Source organism: Sphingobacterium sp. CZ-UAM (genome assembly GCF_002000245.1).
Taxonomy (GTDB): domain Bacteria; phylum Bacteroidota; class Bacteroidia; order Sphingobacteriales; family Sphingobacteriaceae; genus Sphingobacterium.
Genome location: NZ_MTCM01000004.1, coordinates 18098 through 34849, shown reverse-complemented (window position 1 = coordinate 34849; position 16752 = coordinate 18098). Strand labels below are relative to the sequence as shown.

Genomic DNA, 16752 nt, shown 5'->3' with positions numbered 1-16752 from the left:
TCTACTACAATCGATCTTTCTTTTTGTAGAATAATATGCTAAACAACAGCATGATAATTACCGTAAATATACAACTTAAAACAATACTGAGCAGTGTGTATTGAATATGTTGGAAGGAGAAAGATTCCAGTAGATATAGGAATGTATGATGAATCAACGTGCCAAAAAAGATATAGGAAAAAAACCATCTCACATTCATCAATCCTAGCATTGGCGTAAGAAAAGAATCCCGTTCCTCAACTTCGAGTGTGATCTTCATAAAGAAAATACGGAAGGCAGCTAATGCGACACAAGCAGCGGTATTGACCCCAAGTGTATCGTAAAAAGAATCAACGGTCAGTCCTGTTAGAAAAGCGATTAGGTAAACCAAAAAATTAGGTGTTCCGGTCGGGAGCAAAAAGATAAATAAAATATAGGGGAACGCTGCAACCAAATTGTAATAGCCAATATTTTGGAACAAAAATACTTGCATTCCAATCAAGACGATAAATCGAATAAAATTAAATATTAAAATCCTAGCCATTGTCCTTTGTCGATTCCTCCAATGTTTTTAATTCATTACTTAATAAATCCTTTACGACGTATACATGTTGTAGATTAGAGAAATTGGTACTTAAAAGAATGCGCAGATCAAGGAACGCGTCACCCGAGGAGATACCGGTTTGAATCACTGTTCCCACAAAAATGCCTTTTGGAAAATGTCCCGAATATCCTGAGGTATAGACTTTGTCGCCTTTATTTACTTTGATATGATTCGGAATTTCCTTAACTGTTGCAGCCCGATAATCGATGTTGTTGCCCCAGACCAATGAGCCAAAGACTTCACTGCGGCCCAAAGTTACAGATATACGTGTGTCGGGGTGTAATAAGGATTGTACAGTTGAAAAATTAGGTGATACATTTAATACAATACCCACAACTCCATTTGGAGCGATGACGCCCATTCCTTTTTCAATACCGTCTTTACTGCCTTTATCCAATGTGATCGTATTCGCTTTTTGATGGATGCTATTGTTGATTACATTCGCAATAAGAAATTGGTAACGTCCGAATTCGCTGCTGTCGATGGCCGGTACGGGGCCGATCTTGATACTATCTGTTGACTTATAGGATTGAAGGTCTTTCCGTAATTGCGCATTCTCTTTAGCTAAAGCATCATTTGTCTCCCCGAGATGTAAGTAGCTTTTCCAGGAGTTGACTTTTGCATAGAGACTTCCGATTACGCTATTGGAAGAATTTAGGACCGAGTTGCGTTGAAATGAGTTATTCGTAATGACCAAAAATAACGAGAATCCAAAAAATAGGATAAACCAAAAGAATGCATTATATCGTCTCAGGAATAACCAAAGGTTTCTCATCTTTTATTGTGGGTATTTAATAAGCAAGCGATATAATAATTTTGCATATTATATCGCTCTTTAATAAAATCTTGTTAATTATCGAACGCTAATTATTGCATCAAGAATTTGAATCGACCAATGTTTTTAAGCGCAATACCAGTACCTCTAACAACAGCACGAAGAGGATCCTCGGCAATGTGCACCGGAAGTTTTGTTTTTGCCTGAATACGACGGTCCAAACCACGTAACAAGGCGCCACCACCAGTCAGATAGATACCGGTTTGATAGATATCAGCCGAAAGCTCAGGCGGCGTGATTTCAAGCGCTTTTAGGATTGCTTCTTCGATTTTGGAAATTGATTTATCCAGACAATGGGCGATTTCGGTATAAGAAACAGTAATCTGTTTAGGAATACCCGTCATCAGGTCACGGCCCTGTACCGCAAAATCTGCCGGTGGCTCCTGTAATTCAGGAAGTGCAGCACCTACCTCAATCTTAATCTTCTCCGCTGTACGTTCACCGATCATGATATTATGCTGTCTACGGATGTATTGAACAATATCAGAGTCAAAATTGTCACCCGCTACACGAATAGACTGGTCACATACGATACCAGATAATGCGATAACGGCAATTTCTGTCGTACCACCACCAATATCAATAATCATGTTACCCATTGGCTCTTCCACATCGATACCGATACCTACGGCAGCAGCCATGGGTTCATGGATCAGATAAACTTCTTTCGCGCCTGCAATTTCTGCAGAATCGCGCACCGCTCTCTTCTCCACCTCGGTGATGCCTGACGGGATACACACAACCATGCGCAAGGATGGGAAAAACCAACTTTTACCATTGTTGACCAATTTTACCATCCCTCTGATCAGGTGTTCAGCCGCTGTAAAATCAGCAATTACACCATCACGTAAAGGTCGTACTGTTTTTATATTATCGTGTGTTTTACCTTCCATCTGCATGGCCTGACGACCAATAGCAATCACTTTGTTTGTGGTGCGGTCAAATGCAACAATAGAAGGCTCATCCACTACTACTTTGTCATTATGAATTATCAGGGTGTTCGCAGTACCCAAGTCAATCGCAACTTCTTGCGTAAACCAATTAAATAAGCCCATTTGCTAATCCTTAAGCTATTTTAAAATAATATGCAAACCTACACAAAAAAAATTAATCTTTTTGAGGTTCTACATCAAAAAAAACTATATTCTGCAAGTAAATTCTATCTGGAAAAAACTGTCTTTAAATTTAACGAATATAATCTGCAATTGTTACGTCCAGCAGCAACTTATTTTTTATTGGATACAATACCAAGTAGGTGTTAAAAAATTGCTTTTGAGATCTTTTTTATACGTAGAAGGGCTGATAAGAATGAAATTGTAGTTTCGATAATTTTATAAAGGATGGGGAGGATGTTATGCCAGAGAATTTTTTAGAACCTGATTCCACGTGGTTTTAGGTTGGCAGGAAAAAAAGAATGCCGTTATATACTAAAATAACGGCATTCTTTTTTTGATTGAAGAAACAGGCTTCCTTGTTTCACTTAAATTATTTGTTATCAATTCTATTGAGCAGTTGTTGTTTGTTCTTCGGGCTTAGGCTCGTCATATTTATGGAAAATTAAACGAACACCACTGTTTTTGGTAAAAAACTTCAGCGACCAGTTGACAAATGTGATCAACTTATTTCTAAACCCATAAATAGACATCAGGTGAACAAACATCCAGGTCATCCATCCGAAGAAACCACTGAAGTGAATTTTGCCCATGTCAACGACGGCTTTATTACGTCCTACCGTAGCCATTGAGCCCTTGTCAAAATAGCTGAATTTTTCGGTAGGCTGGTTGGACATCGTTTGAAGGATGTGTTTGGCAACATAGCCTCCCTGTTGTTGTGCTACTGGAGCAACTCCAGGTAAACCACGAGGTAAGTCATCTGTAATAAATGCGGATACGTCGCCAATCGCGTAGACACCAGGCATGTCAATGACACGACATTGATCATCCGTTTGTATACGGTTACCGCGCTGGATAACTTCTTTTTTGAATCCATCCGGATATTGACCTGCGACACCTGCGCCCCAGATTACCGTTTTGGTTTCTATGCTCCTGCCATCGGCGAAGGTGATCGATTTACCATCATATCCGGTTACCTGTACATTCAATAGTACTTCAACACCCAAATCTTTTAAATACTTCTCGGAATTTTTTGATGCTTTCTCTGATAGGTTGGCCAGAACCTTTGGTAAGCCTTCTACCAGGTATACAGACATCTCTGATTTCTTCAATTCAGGATAGTCTTTTTCCAGCACGTTATTTTTGATTTCTGCAATAGCACCAGAAAGCTCTACCCCTGTAGGACCACCTCCAACGATCACAAAGTTCAGGTGTGGCTTACGATCTTCTGGATTCGGTATCATTACGGCTTCTTCAAGGTTTTGAAGAACATAACTTCGTATATTGAGTGCCTCCTGGATGTTTTTCATTGGCAAGGCATATTTTGTGATCTGCTGATTGCCAAAGAAATTTGTCGTGGCACCAGTGGCAACAACCAAATAATCGTAGTCAAAATCTCCAATATCAGTTTTAACTATTTTGGCCTCGTTGTCGATGCTTTTTACATCGGCAAGTCGAAAATGGAAGTTATCCTGATTTTTGAACATTTTACGGACAGGGAAGGAAATAGAGTCCGCCGAAAGCGTACCGGTAGCAACTTGGTACATGAGTGGTTGAAAGGTGTGAAAGTTGTTTCTATCTAATAAGAGAACTTCAACTTCCTTATTTTTAAGCTTTTTAGCAACTTCAATTCCTCCAAATCCAGCACCAATAATGATTACTCTTGGGAATTTTCTATTTGAACTATTGCTTGGCATATTTTTAATAGTTTGTTGTAAAAATTCGTACAATCGAATTAAGCTGCAAATATCTTAAATTTTGAACCAAAAAGCTAAAAAATATTTATTTATTATGGCAATACATTGTGAAATTTATCGTTATAAGGCCAATTCTTTTGATAAAATATTTTGTAGTGTTTTGGTTTTAAGTCTTTTATGGCCCGAAAGGGCGTTTAAAAAAAAATTACATGGATAGCTAGGTCATTGTGTATAAAATACACAATGACCTAGCTATTGCAACGAACCTTTGACCTTGATTTTCATCCCATTGTTATTTGCGTGCAAGTGGAGCTGACAAGCGAGCCGGCTTTGTCCATCTGCATCTGGCAATGTGTCCAGCATATCCAATTCCTGATCACTGGCTTCGGAAAGATTTTCCAGGCCTTCGAGAACTTCAATATGGCATGTAGCACATAACGCCATGCCACCGCAGGTGGCCAGTATATCGTATTCGGACGCTTTCAGAATTTCCATTAACGACAGATTGATATCCGTAGGTATCTCGATTGTATTTTCCGAGCCATCGCGATCGACGACAGTTAATTGTATCAAATTGTCTTCCATGACTAAAAGGTATTTATACCGTTGACGGTTGTATATTTAAATGTTAGCTTTTGATCCGGGTAAACAAATTTGAATGCACTTTGGCACATCAGTGCAGCTTCATGGTAGCCGCAGAGAATCAACTTTAGTTTGCCAGGATAGGTATTGATATCGCCAATGGCATAGATACGTTCGACGTTGGTCGAATAATCAAAAGTATTGACTTCAATTGCATTTTTATCAATATTTAATCCCCAGTCCGCGATAGGACCCAGTTTTGGTGTCAGACCATATAGCGGAATGAAATAGTCTGCTTCAATCGTAATAGTTTCCTTTTCTTTATTTACCGTCTCGACAGCTGTAAGGATACCATTTCCGTGTATGCTGCTTAGGTTATGGGACAACAGTAAATTGATTTTGCCCTGTTGAGCCAGTTTGAAGACCTTTTCCGCTGAATCGGGCGCTCCCCGAAAAGAATCACTGCGGTGAATGAGTGTAACCTGTTGTGCAATATCAGCTAAATGGTAAGTCCAATCCAGCGCTGAGTCGCCACCCCCGGCAATCACAATCCGTTTGCCAGCATATTTTGCAGGATCTTTTACCATATAATCCACGCCCTTCCCCTCAAATAGATGCAGATTTTGGATCTCTGGCTTACGCGGTTCAAAACAACCGAGCCCGCCGGCGATCACAATAACCTGTGCATGCACTTTGGTATCATCACTTGTGGCGATGATAAAGGAACCATCATCCTGTTTTTCGATCTGTTCTACACGTTCACCCAGTGTAAAAGTGGGTGCAAAAGGTTTTATTTGCTCGAGTTGATTATCGATAAGCTCCTGTGCTGTAATGCTCGGATAGCCAGGTATATCATAAATCGGTTTGTGTGGATATATTTCAGATAACTGTCCGCCCACCTGAGGTAAAACATCAATCAGATGGCATCTCATTTTTAGAAGGCCGGCTTCGAAAACAGCAAACAACCCTACTGGTCCAGCACCGATGATACAAATGTCAGTATTTATCATAGTGATTATACATTTAAATTGTTGTAAATCGTATTTAATATTCTTGTAAAATCCTCGAAATCTTTTTCCGTTAATTTCTCCCAGGCTTTCATGCGGATCTCCGCGACGAGGGGGGATAGGGAAGCAACCTTAAGCTTACCTTCTTCCGTCAAATGAAGATAGAGGCTTCGTCGATCTGTCTCATCAATAACACGTTCAGCCAAACCTTTCTTCAATAAGATATCCACGATACGGGTTAGGGTGGGTTGGTCTTTGCCGCAGCGCTTGGCTAATTCTTTCTGAGACAGTTGTTCGGTTTCATACAGTGCCTTTAAGACAGCCCATTGATCCACTGTAATGTCAAATCCCTTTTCAGAAAAAGATGATTGAGCAAATTGTTTTACCTTCCTGGCTGTTTGATCCAGGATAAAAGAATAACGGTCAAATTTTTCGTTTAGCATACAAATATTTAGTATGACAAATATATTTAAAATATTTAGTGTGACAAGTAATTTGAATGCAATAAAAAAGGCGTTCAAATTTTTGAACGCCTTTTTACGATATTTTAAAATCGATTATGGTCTTACTACTTCAGCTTTTTTTGCTGTATTACCTTCAGCTAGGTGCTTTCCTTTACGTAAGTCGTATACGGAAGGTGCTGCTAAGATAATGGAAGAATAGGTACCTACAATCACACCGATTAAGATCGCGAAAGAGAATCCACGGATTACCTCACCACCAAAGATGAACAAGACCGCAAGAACGAAAATAATCGTCAATGAAGTAATGATTGTTCTACTCAATGTTGAGTTGATTGCGTGATTAACAACTTCGCCAAGATCTTCATTATGCGCATTAGGTTTTGTTACGAACTCTCTTAAGCGGTCAAATACAACAACCGTATCATTCACCGAGTATGCGATTACCGTTAAGATGGCTGCTACAAAGTGTTGGTCAATGTCCAAGGAGAATGGTACAATACCATCTAATATAGAGAATAAACCCAATAGAATAATCGCATCGTGGATGGTTGCAATAGCTGCACCCACAGAGTATTCCCATTTGCGGAAACGGATTAAGATATAAGCCGCTACGATGATAATGGAGAAGATTGCTGAGCTAGTCGCTCTAGACTTGATGTCTGATGCGATACTAGGTCCTACTTTTTGTGACGACAGGATCTCATGTTTGTTGGAGGCATCTACCTTAGCTAGTCCTTGATTTAATTTATCCAATACTTCTTTATCGGCTGCATCGGAAGTTTCTTCAATATGATATGTGGTCGTAACGCGAAGTTGGTTTGATGCACCAAATACTTTTACTTCCGTTGTTTTTTGGAAAATATCATCCAAACTGGTACGAACAGCTTCGGGATCAACCGTTTTATCGAAACGAACAGTATAGGTACGTCCACCTTGGAAATCCACACCTAAGCTGAAACCTTTTGTGAAAATTGAGGCTGCGGAAATTAAGACCGCTACAACAGAGATTGCATAGAATACTTTACGTTTTTGAACGAATTTGAAGTTTGCATTATGCAAGGTATTTGCAGACCATGGGAAAGATACTTTGATTTTAATATCTTTTTCCAGCATCCATTCGATAATAACGCGTGTTACAAGTATTGCTGTAAACAATGATGTAATGATACCCACCATCAATGTAGTAGCAAAACCTAAGATCGGACCACTACCAAATAAGAATAAGATAATACCGATTAAGAATGTCGTAATCTGAGAATCTAAGATCGATGGTAAAGCATGTTTATAACCATCCGCAACTGCCTGACGAATTGATTTTCCTAAGCCAAGTTCCTCACGGATACGTTCATAGATCAGTACGTTGGCGTCGACGGCCGTACCCATTGTCAATACGATACCGGCAATACCAGGCAAGGTCAGTACAGCATTGAGTGAGGCTAATACCCCCATGATAATAAATACGTTCAACAATACAGCAATGTTAGCCACAATACCTGCAGTGTTGTAATATGCAATCATGAAGATCATGACCACGATAATACCGATTACCGCTGAGTTGATACCAGCATCAATCGCTGCTTGTCCCAAAGTAGGGCCTACAATCGCTTCTTCAACGATTTTAGCCGTAGTTGGAAGACGACCAGCTTTTAAAACGTTTGCTAAATCTTTTGTGTCCTCTACCGTAAATGAACCGGAGATAGATGAACTTCCGTTTGGAATTTCACCGTTAACAGAAGGGGCAGAATAAACCACATTATCCAATACGATAGCAATTGCATCTCTATTTTGAGCAGCTTTTGCCGTGATTTTTTTCCACTCACGTGCACCTTCACTGTTCATTTGCATACCAACAACAGGCTGGTTTTTCTCATCAAAGTTGGAGTTAGCATCTGTGATCACATCACCGGTCAATACGGCGCCATTATCTGGGCCTACTGCTTTGATGGCATATAGAGAAAGTTGTTCTGGTGTTTTTTGCTCAGGTTTTACAGCCCATAAAAGCTTCAAGTTGCCCGGAAGAATTGATTTTACCTCTGGACGTTGCAAGTAAGCGTTTACTTTGGACGTATCTTTTAAGGCAGCATTACCAACCATAGCGCCTGGCATAAGGGCCATTTGCTGGTTTTCGCCCATATAAACTGCTGGACGTAATACTTCAAATAATGGATTTTTCTGACCTAGATTAAGTGCCGCACTGTCTTTTTTAGCTTTATTGTCCTTTTGACCACCGGTTAGGTTAGAAAGTAAATCGTCTGACTTTTTCGTTGTGTCAGCAGGAGCATTGTTGTTCGCCGCCGGAGCAGCATTTAAAGTGCTTGCTAATGTTCTGTCAATATTTTCTAATAACGGATAAACTTCTTGATTTGTGAAAGTTTCGTAAAACTCCAATTTAGCTGAACCTTGAAGAAGATTACGGACACGGCTTTCGTCTTTTACACCTGGTAACTCAATTAAGATACGGTTTGTACCTTGTTGAATCTGGATGTTCGGTGAAGCAACACCAAATTTATCAATACGTGTACGTAGTACTTTGTATGAATTTTGAATGGCGTTGTCAGCTTCTTTTTGAAGGAACGATTCAACTTTTGAATCGGAATCACCCGGTTTAATCAAAGAAGCATTGTCTTTTGTTGAAAAGAATGTCGAAAGTGGGGTAGAAGCTCCAAGGGATTTGTATTCTTCCATGAATAAAGCTACGACCGTTTTCTGACTGGTTTTGCTTTTTGCTACCGCCTGTTCCAACGCTTTGTTGAATTTCTCATCTTTTGGATTGTTGGCCAGATTACGGATCAATTCATCCAATGAGATCTCCATGGTAACGTTCATACCACCTTTCAAATCCAATCCTAAAGCCAGTTCATTTGCTTTTGCTTCCCGATAGGTGTATTTCGCAAAACCTAAATTGTACACTACTTCACCTGCCATTGAGTCTAGATAGCGTTTCTCCTTTGCCAAATCTCCTTTGGCAAAATTATCTGCATCTCGCTCCACCTTGCGGGTCACCCAAGTAAATGATAGGGAGTATAGACACGCTAATGACACCACTATCACTAAAAGTTTAATCAGCCCTTTACCTTGCATCGTCTGTTATTAATTGTATTAATTTTAATGTTAAATACTGTTTATGTAATTGATAATTAGTTCTTGTTTAATCACACTTTACCAAGAATGGCAAAGGTATAAAATTTTTGTAGAATGAAAAGCTTTATTTATGCCATTTAGGTCAAAGGCATAAAATTAGAAGAATTGCGGAAAAAAAGAAATATTTAACGCATTTATTTTATAAAAAAAAAGGCCCTGATCTAACTTGATCAGGGCCTTTTTATCTTTTTTTAATACTATCTCAATGTATATTTAATACCGAAAGAGAAAGTTGATGCGTCAAAGTCAGAACCGTGGTTTAATGTCCAGTTTGGTTTCCAGTCAGCATGAAATCCGATAGGAGCAGCTGGGATTTTAAATTCTAGACCCAATTGTGGTCTTAAACCTACGAAAGTGACGTTGTCACCTGCATCAACAAATGTCAACTGCGCACCAACACCTGCATACCAGCCCAAACCGTTTACACCACGGAATGGTCTAGCGTATTGATAATCCGCACCTACAGCTACAACGTTGTCATCAAACATCACCTGTGCCTGACCATTATTGGCGCCGCCCATAGATTGTTTGTATTGAACACCCCAAAGGTCACCGCCTGAACCATCGAAAACAACACCGATAGCAGCACGTTGCGGAGATTGAGCTTTTGCTTCTTGTGCACCAAATGCTAATGCTGCAACAGCAGCTAATGAGAGTAAGGTCTTTTTCATAATTATCTTTACTTATATTTTCAATTAATTAAAATTACTTTTCGTGTAAGCAAAAGCAAATAGCTTGCCAAAAAAAGAAGTAACGGTGGGAAATAACCTTTTGTATCAATTCATAACCGTTCTAATTTGTCTAACGATTGTAATTTGTTTATTTTATTTTTTTATATTGCTTATTTTTCTTAAATTTGCCTGGCAAATAGAAAACCCAATACATATTTGCCATGCAATTAGATCCACAAAAATTCGTAGCAGAAGGTCTCACTTACGATGACGTCTTATTAATTCCAGCTTATTCTGAAATTTTACCCCGTGACGTCGATACGAGTACCTCGCTGACAAAAAAAATCAAATTAAATATTCCATTGGTTTCTGCGGCAATGGATACAGTAACGGGTGCTGATTTAGCAATTGCGATCGCACAGGCGGGCGGTATTGGTATGTTACATAAAAACATGACTATTGCAGAGCAAGCTGCTGAGGTGCGTAAAGTAAAGCGTTCTGAAAGCGGCATGATCCAAGATCCGGTAACATTATTGGCTACTGCAACTGTTGGCGACGCCTTCAATATTATGAAAGAACATAAAATTGGGGGAATTCCAGTGGTTAACGAAAAAGGGCAGTTAGTGGGTATCGTCACCAATCGTGACCTTCGTTTTCAAAAAGATATGCGCCGTCCGATCAATGAGCTGATGACGAAAGATAATCTTGTCGTTGCCCCCGAAGGAACGGATTTGGTGAAAGCTGAAGAAATTCTCCAGAACGAAAAAATCGAGAAACTTCCTGTTGTCAATAAGGAAGGTATCCTGAAAGGTTTGATCACTTTTAAGGATATACAAAAATATAAGCACTATCCAAATGCTGCTAAAGATAGCCATGGTCGTCTATTAGTAGGTGCTGCTGTCGGTGTTACCCCAGATACATTGGACCGGGTTGAAGCTTTGGTAAAGGCAGGTGTGGACGTAGTAACCATTGATACTGCGCACGGACACTCTAAAGGTGTAATTGACAAATTGAAATTGGTGAAATCCAAGTTCCCAGAACTACAGGTGATCGTCGGAAATATTGCAACAGGAGCGGCTGCAACAGCATTAGCTGAAGCTGGCGCGGATGCTGTAAAGGTAGGTATCGGGCCAGGCTCGATCTGTACAACCCGTATTATTGCAGGTGTTGGTGTTCCCCAATTATACGCTGTTTACGAAGTCGCTAAAGCGCTAAAAGGTACTGGAGTACCATTGATCGCTGATGGGGGGATCAAACAAACCGGTGATATCGCAAAAGCGATTGCTGCAGGGGCGAGCACCATTATGGCTGGATCGCTATTTGCCGGCGTTGAGGAAGCTCCAGGAGAAACTATTATCTACGAAGGACGTAAATTTAAATCCTACCGTGGTATGGGATCTATCGAAGCAATGGAAAAAGGTTCTAAAGATCGTTACTTTCAGGATGTAGAAGATGATATCAAAAAGCTGGTTCCAGAGGGTATTGTTGGTCGTGTTCCTTATAAAGGTACATTGGCTGAGGTCGTATATCAGTATATCGGTGGGTTGCGCGCTTCAATGGGTTATTGTGGTGCCGCAACAATTGAAAAACTACAGGAAGCACAATTTGTCCGTATTACAGGTGCCGGTTTGAGAGAATCTCATCCACATAATATCTCGATTACAAAAGAAGCTCCTAACTATAATAGCAGAGGCTAAACTGGGCTTTATTTATATAAAACCTGATAATTTGCATTATCAGGTTTTTTTGTGTAAAAATATTAGCAAGATAGCTCCAGTGATCGCGGGGAAATTTGTACTTTTATACCCTATTCTCAGGTTTTAAAATTTAAGGAGTTAATTTGGATTATTTAGCGGGTTTAAACCCTTCACAACGAGGAGCCGTAGAGCAAACAGAAGGCCCTGTCATGATTGTTGCAGGAGCTGGTTCAGGAAAAACACGGGTAATTACTTATCGTGTCGCACATTTGATTCAAAAAGGAATTGATCCATTCAATATCTTGGTCTTGACATTTACGAATAAAGCAGCCAAGGAAATGCGAGCGCGTATTGTTTCTGTCGTGGGAAGCGAAGCAAAAAATATTTGGATGGGGACATTTCACTCCGTATTCGCAAAGATACTTCGCGTAGAAGCTGAACTAATTGGATATCCCCGAAATTTTACCATCTACGATACCGATGATACCAAAAGTCTGCTACGTGCGATCCTAAAGGAAATGAACCTGGATGACAAATTATATAATGTCAATCATGTTTACGGTCGGATATCCCAAGCCAAGAATAACTTGATCTCGCCACAGGAGTACAATAAGAACGAAGCTATATTAGCTGAGGATATTTCGAATGGACGTGGTCAATTGGGACAGATTTACATGACCTATGCACAGCGTTGTTACCGTGCAGGTGCCATGGATTTTGATGATCTCCTGTTCAAGACAAATGTTTTATTGAACAAACATCCTGAGGTATTGCACAAATACCAGCATCAATTCCGTTACCTCATGGTCGATGAGTATCAGGATACGAACTTTTCCCAGTACCTGATTGTAAAACGACTGGCGGCCGTCAATGAAAATATCTGCGTTGTGGGTGACGATGCACAGTCTATATATGCCTTTCGGGGAGCAAATATCCAGAATATTCTGAATTTCCAGAAAGATTATCCAGATGTGAAGATCTTTAAATTGGAACAAAATTATAGATCCACCAAAATGATCGTTAATGCAGCCAATTCGGTGATCGCTAATAATCAGAATCAGCTGGAAAAAAACGTTTTTTCGGATAATGAAGAAGGAGAGAAAATTAAGGTTTCACGCGCCTTCTCTGATAACGAAGAGGGGAAAATCGTTGCGGACCAAATCATTGAAGAGAAATCTCTGAAGGGACTCAATTACAAAGATTTTGCGATTCTTTATCGGACCAATGCGCAGTCAAGGGCGATGGAGGAGGCCCTGCGGAAGATCAATATACCTTATAAAATCTATGGCGGGACATCTTTCTACCAAAGAAAAGAGATTAAAGACCTGATTGCTTATTTCCGTCTTACTTTTAATCCCAATGATGAGGAGGCCCTGAAACGTGTCATCAATTACCCACGTCGGGGGATTGGAGATACAACCATAGAGAAGATTATGATTGCTGCAGATCAAAATCAATATCGTATATGGGATGTTGTTGCCAATTCAGCGCATTTTCTGGATGGTCGTAGTGCGACCTCAGTAGGTGGTTTTGCGCAGATGATACAGAGTTTTCAGGCATTGGCTAAAAATAACAATGCATTTGATACCGCCATGCATATCGCACAGCATTGTGGTATATTGAAAGAACTATACGAAGATAAATCTGTCGAAGGATTAGCGCGTTATGAAAATATTCAGGAGCTACTTAATGGTATTAAGGAGTTTTCGGAACGCGAGGATATTGAAGAGCGTGGTCTTGATGTATACATGCAGGATATTGCTTTGTTGACCAATGATGACAACGATAAAGATCCAAATGCAGATACGGTTTCCTTGATGACAATACACTCTTCCAAGGGACTTGAGTTTCCAATCGTATTTATTGTAGGTCTTGAAGAAAACTTGTTTCCCTCTCAGTTGTCATTGAATTCCAGATCGGAATTGGAAGAAGAAAGAAGACTTTTTTACGTTGCTGTTACCAGAGCTGAAAAAAAATTACTACTTTCGTATGCTACTTCGCGATATCGTTGGGGAACGTTGAATAATTGCGAACCCAGTCGTTTTTTGGATGAATTGAATCCTGCTTGTCTTGCATTGGATTTTAAACCACGACAAACTTCCGCCTCAGCCGGCAGTTTTCAGGGCGAACGAATTGCATGGCAACAAAAGGATAGTGACGATGTGTTTTCGAAACCTAAGCCTAAGCCAATGGTCAAAACAACGTCGATACTGCCAAAAGCCCACAAACCTACTGCGGGTTTTGCTCCTTCTGACACATCAAATCTTCAGGTCGGCATGGAAGTTGAACATGAACGCTTTGGATTTGGTAAGGTTGTCAACCTCGAAGGAAACAAAGGAGATATAAAAGCAACTATTTTCTTTAAAGAGTTGGGGCAGAAACAATTGTTGCTTAAATTTGCAAAACTTAGAATAATTCAATAATAAAATACCAAAACGAGATCTTAACCGTTTAATAGGTACTTATATTAGCTATATGAACTTTGACTACAACAGCACTAGGCCAAAATTGATCCTTGCAGAATATGGCCGCAATGTGCAAAATATGGTAGATTACATCTGTACTTTACCCACAAAGGAAGAACGAAATAAACATGCCCAAATCGTGATCGACATGATGGGGGTACTGAACCCACATTTGAGAGACGTTTCTGATTTTAAGCATAAACTTTGGGATCACCTACAGATCATCTCAGATTTTAAGCTTGATATTGACTCGCCTTATCCTATTGCTACAGCCAAAAGTGTTAAACACGAAGTCGAGCACTTAGGTTATCCTCAGCATTCGATTAAATTCAAACATTACGGATTTACAGTGGAGAAAATGATCGATAAGGCATTGAAGGTAACTGATGAATCCAAGCGGGAGCAGATGGTTATTGGTATCGCCAATTTTATGAAAATGGCGTACCTTACCTGGAACAAGGATTCCGTATCAGATGAATTGATCATTCAGGATCTGAAAGAACTGTCTGGATATCAATTAACCTTACCTGAAGGTACGGTATTGACCAAACTTGATTTTAAAACCCCGCCTCCGGGAAATCGTGTCAAAGGACCGGCAACGACCAACTCTGGTGGAAATAATAATAACAACAGCAATAATAACAATAGTTCTTCAGGTTATCAGTCAAAAGGCAGTGGTGGCAGCAAACCCCGTATGTCAAATAACAATAACAACATGAAGCGCAATAACTTTGGTAGCAATAACAATAATAACAACAATAGAAATAGAAAACCTCAAAATAATTACAATAATAAAAGAGGCTAGTTCTTTAAGTTTTTAGTTTAAGAAGCAGGCAATTGCGAAGTGATTCATAGATTTCTTTACAATTGCCTTCTTTATTTATAGCATGGATTTGTCTGTCAGCTTTGGTTTAGATATTGGATTAATAAAATCTGATGCGATCTTGATTTGTTGATCGGACAATGCCATAAAATTTTTTAGTATAATTTCGTTGATTTTAAGAATCCCGCAATGTCATTTAGTGGCATAAGCTAAATTATAAGCCGGGTTTTGGTGTAATAAGAAGATATCAGTTATATAAATGAATGCATTTGAAATAATCGGTGGAAAACCGTTAAAGGGAGAGATTATTCCTCAGGGAGCAAAAAATGAAGCTTTACAGATTCTGTCAGCAGTTTTACTGACTGAGGAACCCATGACCATCAGTAATATTCCCGATATTAAGGATGTCAATAAATTAATTGATCTATTAGGCGCGTTAGGCGTTAAGATTGATCGGATAGACAAAGATACTTACGTTTTTGAAGCGAAAGATATTAATATAGATTATTTCCAATCGCCTGAATTTAAAGAGAAAGGTGGTGGCTTGCGTGGTTCTATTATGATTGTCGGACCATTGTTGGCTAGATTTGGGAAGGCTGCCATTCCAAAACCAGGGGGTGATAAAATTGGGCGCCGACGTTTGGATACCCATTTTCTGGGCTTTGAAAAACTAGGAGCCAAATTTGTTTACGATGCTTCAACACATTTTTTTAATGTGGATGCTACTGAACTAAAAGGTAACTACATCTTATTGGACGAAGCTTCTGTTACTGGTACAGCAAATATCGTTATGGCTGCTGTATTGGCCAAAGGAACAACAACCATTTACAATGCGGCGTGCGAACCTTATTTGCAACAGCTCTGTAAGATGTTGAACCGGATGGGAGCAAAGATATCGGGTATTGGATCCAATTTATTGACCATTGAAGGTGTAGAACGCCTTGGCGGAACATCTCACCGCATGTTACCTGATATGATCGAGATCGGCTCTTTTATTGGATTAGCCGCAATGACAGGTTCTGAAATTACTATTAAAGATGTTTGTTTCCAGGAACTGGGTGTAATTCCATCGGTATTCTCTCGCTTAGGGATTCAGTTTGAACTACGCGGGGATGATATCTTTATTCCGGCTCAGGATTCTTACGAAATTGATACATTTATAGATGGTTCTATCCTGACCATATCGGATGCGCCATGGCCTGGATTCACACCGGATCTATTGAGTATTATTCTCGTAGTGGCAACACAAGCAAAGGGAAATGTTTTGATTCACCAAAAGATGTTTGAAAGTAGACTGTTCTTTGTCGACAAATTGATCGATATGGGTGCACAGATTATTTTATGTGATCCGCACCGTGCTACTGTCATTGGTTTGAACAAATCACACACACTGAAGGGTATCGAAATGACATCTCCAGATATCCGTGCAGGAGTATCCTTATTGATCGCGGCATTATCTGCAAAAGGTAAATCTGTGATTCACAATATCGAGCAGATCGAACGTGGCTATCAGGATATCGAGGAGCGTTTACGTAAGCTAGGGGCAGATATCAAACGTGTAGATGTTGAACCAAAAGGTCACTAGTATCCATTTTGGAAAAAGTAATCCATACAAGATAAATTTTTATAATTATAGCCCTGGAGAGAATCTAGGGCTTTTCTGTGAAACTAGATA

At 39.7% G+C, this 16752-nt stretch carries 13 protein-coding genes; 4 read left to right on the top strand and 9 right to left on the bottom strand.

Annotated elements, in window-relative coordinates:
* Positions 1–4: 4 nt before the first annotated feature.
* The 9 genes from BWD42_RS16015 to BWD42_RS15975 form a co-directional block, all read right to left on the bottom strand.
* The gene (locus BWD42_RS16015; protein WP_223585203.1) at positions 5–472 is read right to left on the bottom strand and encodes a rod shape-determining protein MreD; all 468 of its coding nucleotides are present in this window, start codon (positions 470–472) and stop codon (positions 5–7) included.
* Between the two features lie 43 nt (positions 473–515).
* The gene (gene mreC, locus BWD42_RS16010) at positions 516–1358 is read right to left on the bottom strand and encodes a rod shape-determining protein MreC (protein ID WP_077437418.1); all 843 of its coding nucleotides are present in this window, start codon (positions 1356–1358) and stop codon (positions 516–518) included.
* 92 nt (positions 1359–1450) lie between these two features.
* Positions 1451–2473 carry a rod shape-determining protein gene (locus BWD42_RS16005; protein ID WP_077437417.1) on the bottom strand — a complete coding sequence of 341 codons (1023 nt, stop codon included), beginning with the start codon at positions 2471–2473 and terminating at the stop codon, positions 1451–1453.
* Between the two features lie 446 nt (positions 2474–2919).
* A complete protein-coding gene (locus BWD42_RS16000) occupies positions 2920–4227 on the bottom strand; it encodes an NAD(P)/FAD-dependent oxidoreductase (protein WP_077437416.1) in 1308 nt (435 codons plus the stop codon).
* 252 nt (positions 4228–4479) lie between these two features.
* Positions 4480–4812, bottom strand: coding sequence for a 2Fe-2S iron-sulfur cluster-binding protein (locus BWD42_RS15995; protein WP_077437415.1), 333 nt, complete (start codon positions 4810–4812; stop codon positions 4480–4482).
* A gap of 2 nt (positions 4813–4814) precedes the next feature.
* Complete coding sequence (locus tag BWD42_RS15990; RefSeq protein ID WP_077437414.1) at positions 4815–5819, bottom strand: NAD(P)/FAD-dependent oxidoreductase; 1005 nt, start codon at positions 5817–5819, stop codon at positions 4815–4817.
* Between the two features lie 5 nt (positions 5820–5824).
* Positions 5825–6259 (bottom strand): MarR family winged helix-turn-helix transcriptional regulator, encoded by a 435-nt coding sequence (locus BWD42_RS15985; RefSeq protein WP_077437413.1) that lies wholly within the window; start codon positions 6257–6259, stop codon positions 5825–5827.
* 114 nt (positions 6260–6373) lie between these two features.
* Positions 6374–9361 carry a protein translocase subunit SecDF gene (gene secDF, locus BWD42_RS15980; RefSeq protein ID WP_077437412.1) on the bottom strand — a complete coding sequence of 996 codons (2988 nt, stop codon included), beginning with the start codon at positions 9359–9361 and terminating at the stop codon, positions 6374–6376.
* A 257-nt stretch (positions 9362–9618) separates the two neighbouring features.
* Positions 9619–10092 carry a hypothetical protein gene (locus BWD42_RS15975; protein ID WP_077437411.1) on the bottom strand — a complete coding sequence of 158 codons (474 nt, stop codon included), beginning with the start codon at positions 10090–10092 and terminating at the stop codon, positions 9619–9621.
* Positions 10093–10313: 221 nt separating this feature from the next.
* Between BWD42_RS15975 and guaB the strand changes: the two genes are divergently transcribed.
* The 4 genes from guaB (at position 10314) to murA (ending at position 16662) form a co-directional block, all read left to right on the top strand.
* Positions 10314–11789 (top strand): IMP dehydrogenase, encoded by a 1476-nt coding sequence (gene guaB / locus BWD42_RS15970; protein ID WP_077437410.1) that lies wholly within the window; start codon positions 10314–10316, stop codon positions 11787–11789.
* 143 nt (positions 11790–11932) lie between these two features.
* Positions 11933–14212, top strand: coding sequence for an ATP-dependent helicase (locus BWD42_RS15965; RefSeq protein WP_077437409.1), 2280 nt, complete (start codon positions 11933–11935; stop codon positions 14210–14212).
* A 52-nt stretch (positions 14213–14264) separates the two neighbouring features.
* Positions 14265–15059, top strand: coding sequence for a DUF4290 domain-containing protein (locus tag BWD42_RS15960; protein WP_077437408.1), 795 nt, complete (start codon positions 14265–14267; stop codon positions 15057–15059).
* Between the two features lie 277 nt (positions 15060–15336).
* Positions 15337–16662: a UDP-N-acetylglucosamine 1-carboxyvinyltransferase gene (murA, locus tag BWD42_RS15955; protein ID WP_077437407.1), complete on the top strand. Its 1326-nt coding sequence runs from the start codon at positions 15337–15339 to the stop codon at positions 16660–16662.
* Positions 16663–16752 lie beyond the last annotated feature (90 nt).

What these genes read in the sequence shown, in the direction of transcription:
- BWD42_RS16015 (WP_223585203.1), bottom strand. Translation starts at nt 472, where the DNA reads ATGCAAGTATTTTTGTTCCAAAATATTGGCTATTACAATTTGGTTGCA.
- mreC (WP_077437418.1), bottom strand. Translation starts at nt 1,358, where the DNA reads ATGAGAAACCTTTGGTTATTCCTGAGACGATATAATGCATTCTTTTGG.
- BWD42_RS16005 (WP_077437417.1), bottom strand. Translation starts at nt 2,473, where the DNA reads ATGGGCTTATTTAATTGGTTTACGCAAGAAGTTGCGATTGACTTGGGT.
- BWD42_RS16000 (WP_077437416.1), bottom strand. Translation starts at nt 4,227, where the DNA reads ATGCCAAGCAATAGTTCAAATAGAAAATTCCCAAGAGTAATCATTATT.
- BWD42_RS15995 (WP_077437415.1), bottom strand. Translation starts at nt 4,812, where the DNA reads ATGGAAGACAATTTGATACAATTAACTGTCGTCGATCGCGATGGCTCG.
- BWD42_RS15990 (WP_077437414.1), bottom strand. Translation starts at nt 5,819, where the DNA reads ATGATAAATACTGACATTTGTATCATCGGTGCTGGACCAGTAGGGTTG.
- BWD42_RS15985 (WP_077437413.1), bottom strand. Translation starts at nt 6,259, where the DNA reads ATGCTAAACGAAAAATTTGACCGTTATTCTTTTATCCTGGATCAAACA.
- secDF (WP_077437412.1), bottom strand. Translation starts at nt 9,361, where the DNA reads ATGCAAGGTAAAGGGCTGATTAAACTTTTAGTGATAGTGGTGTCATTA.
- BWD42_RS15975 (WP_077437411.1), bottom strand. Translation starts at nt 10,092, where the DNA reads ATGAAAAAGACCTTACTCTCATTAGCTGCTGTTGCAGCATTAGCATTT.
- guaB (WP_077437410.1), top strand. Translation starts at nt 10,314, where the DNA reads ATGCAATTAGATCCACAAAAATTCGTAGCAGAAGGTCTCACTTACGAT.
- BWD42_RS15960 (WP_077437408.1), top strand. Translation starts at nt 14,265, where the DNA reads ATGAACTTTGACTACAACAGCACTAGGCCAAAATTGATCCTTGCAGAA.
- murA (WP_077437407.1), top strand. Translation starts at nt 15,337, where the DNA reads ATGAATGCATTTGAAATAATCGGTGGAAAACCGTTAAAGGGAGAGATT.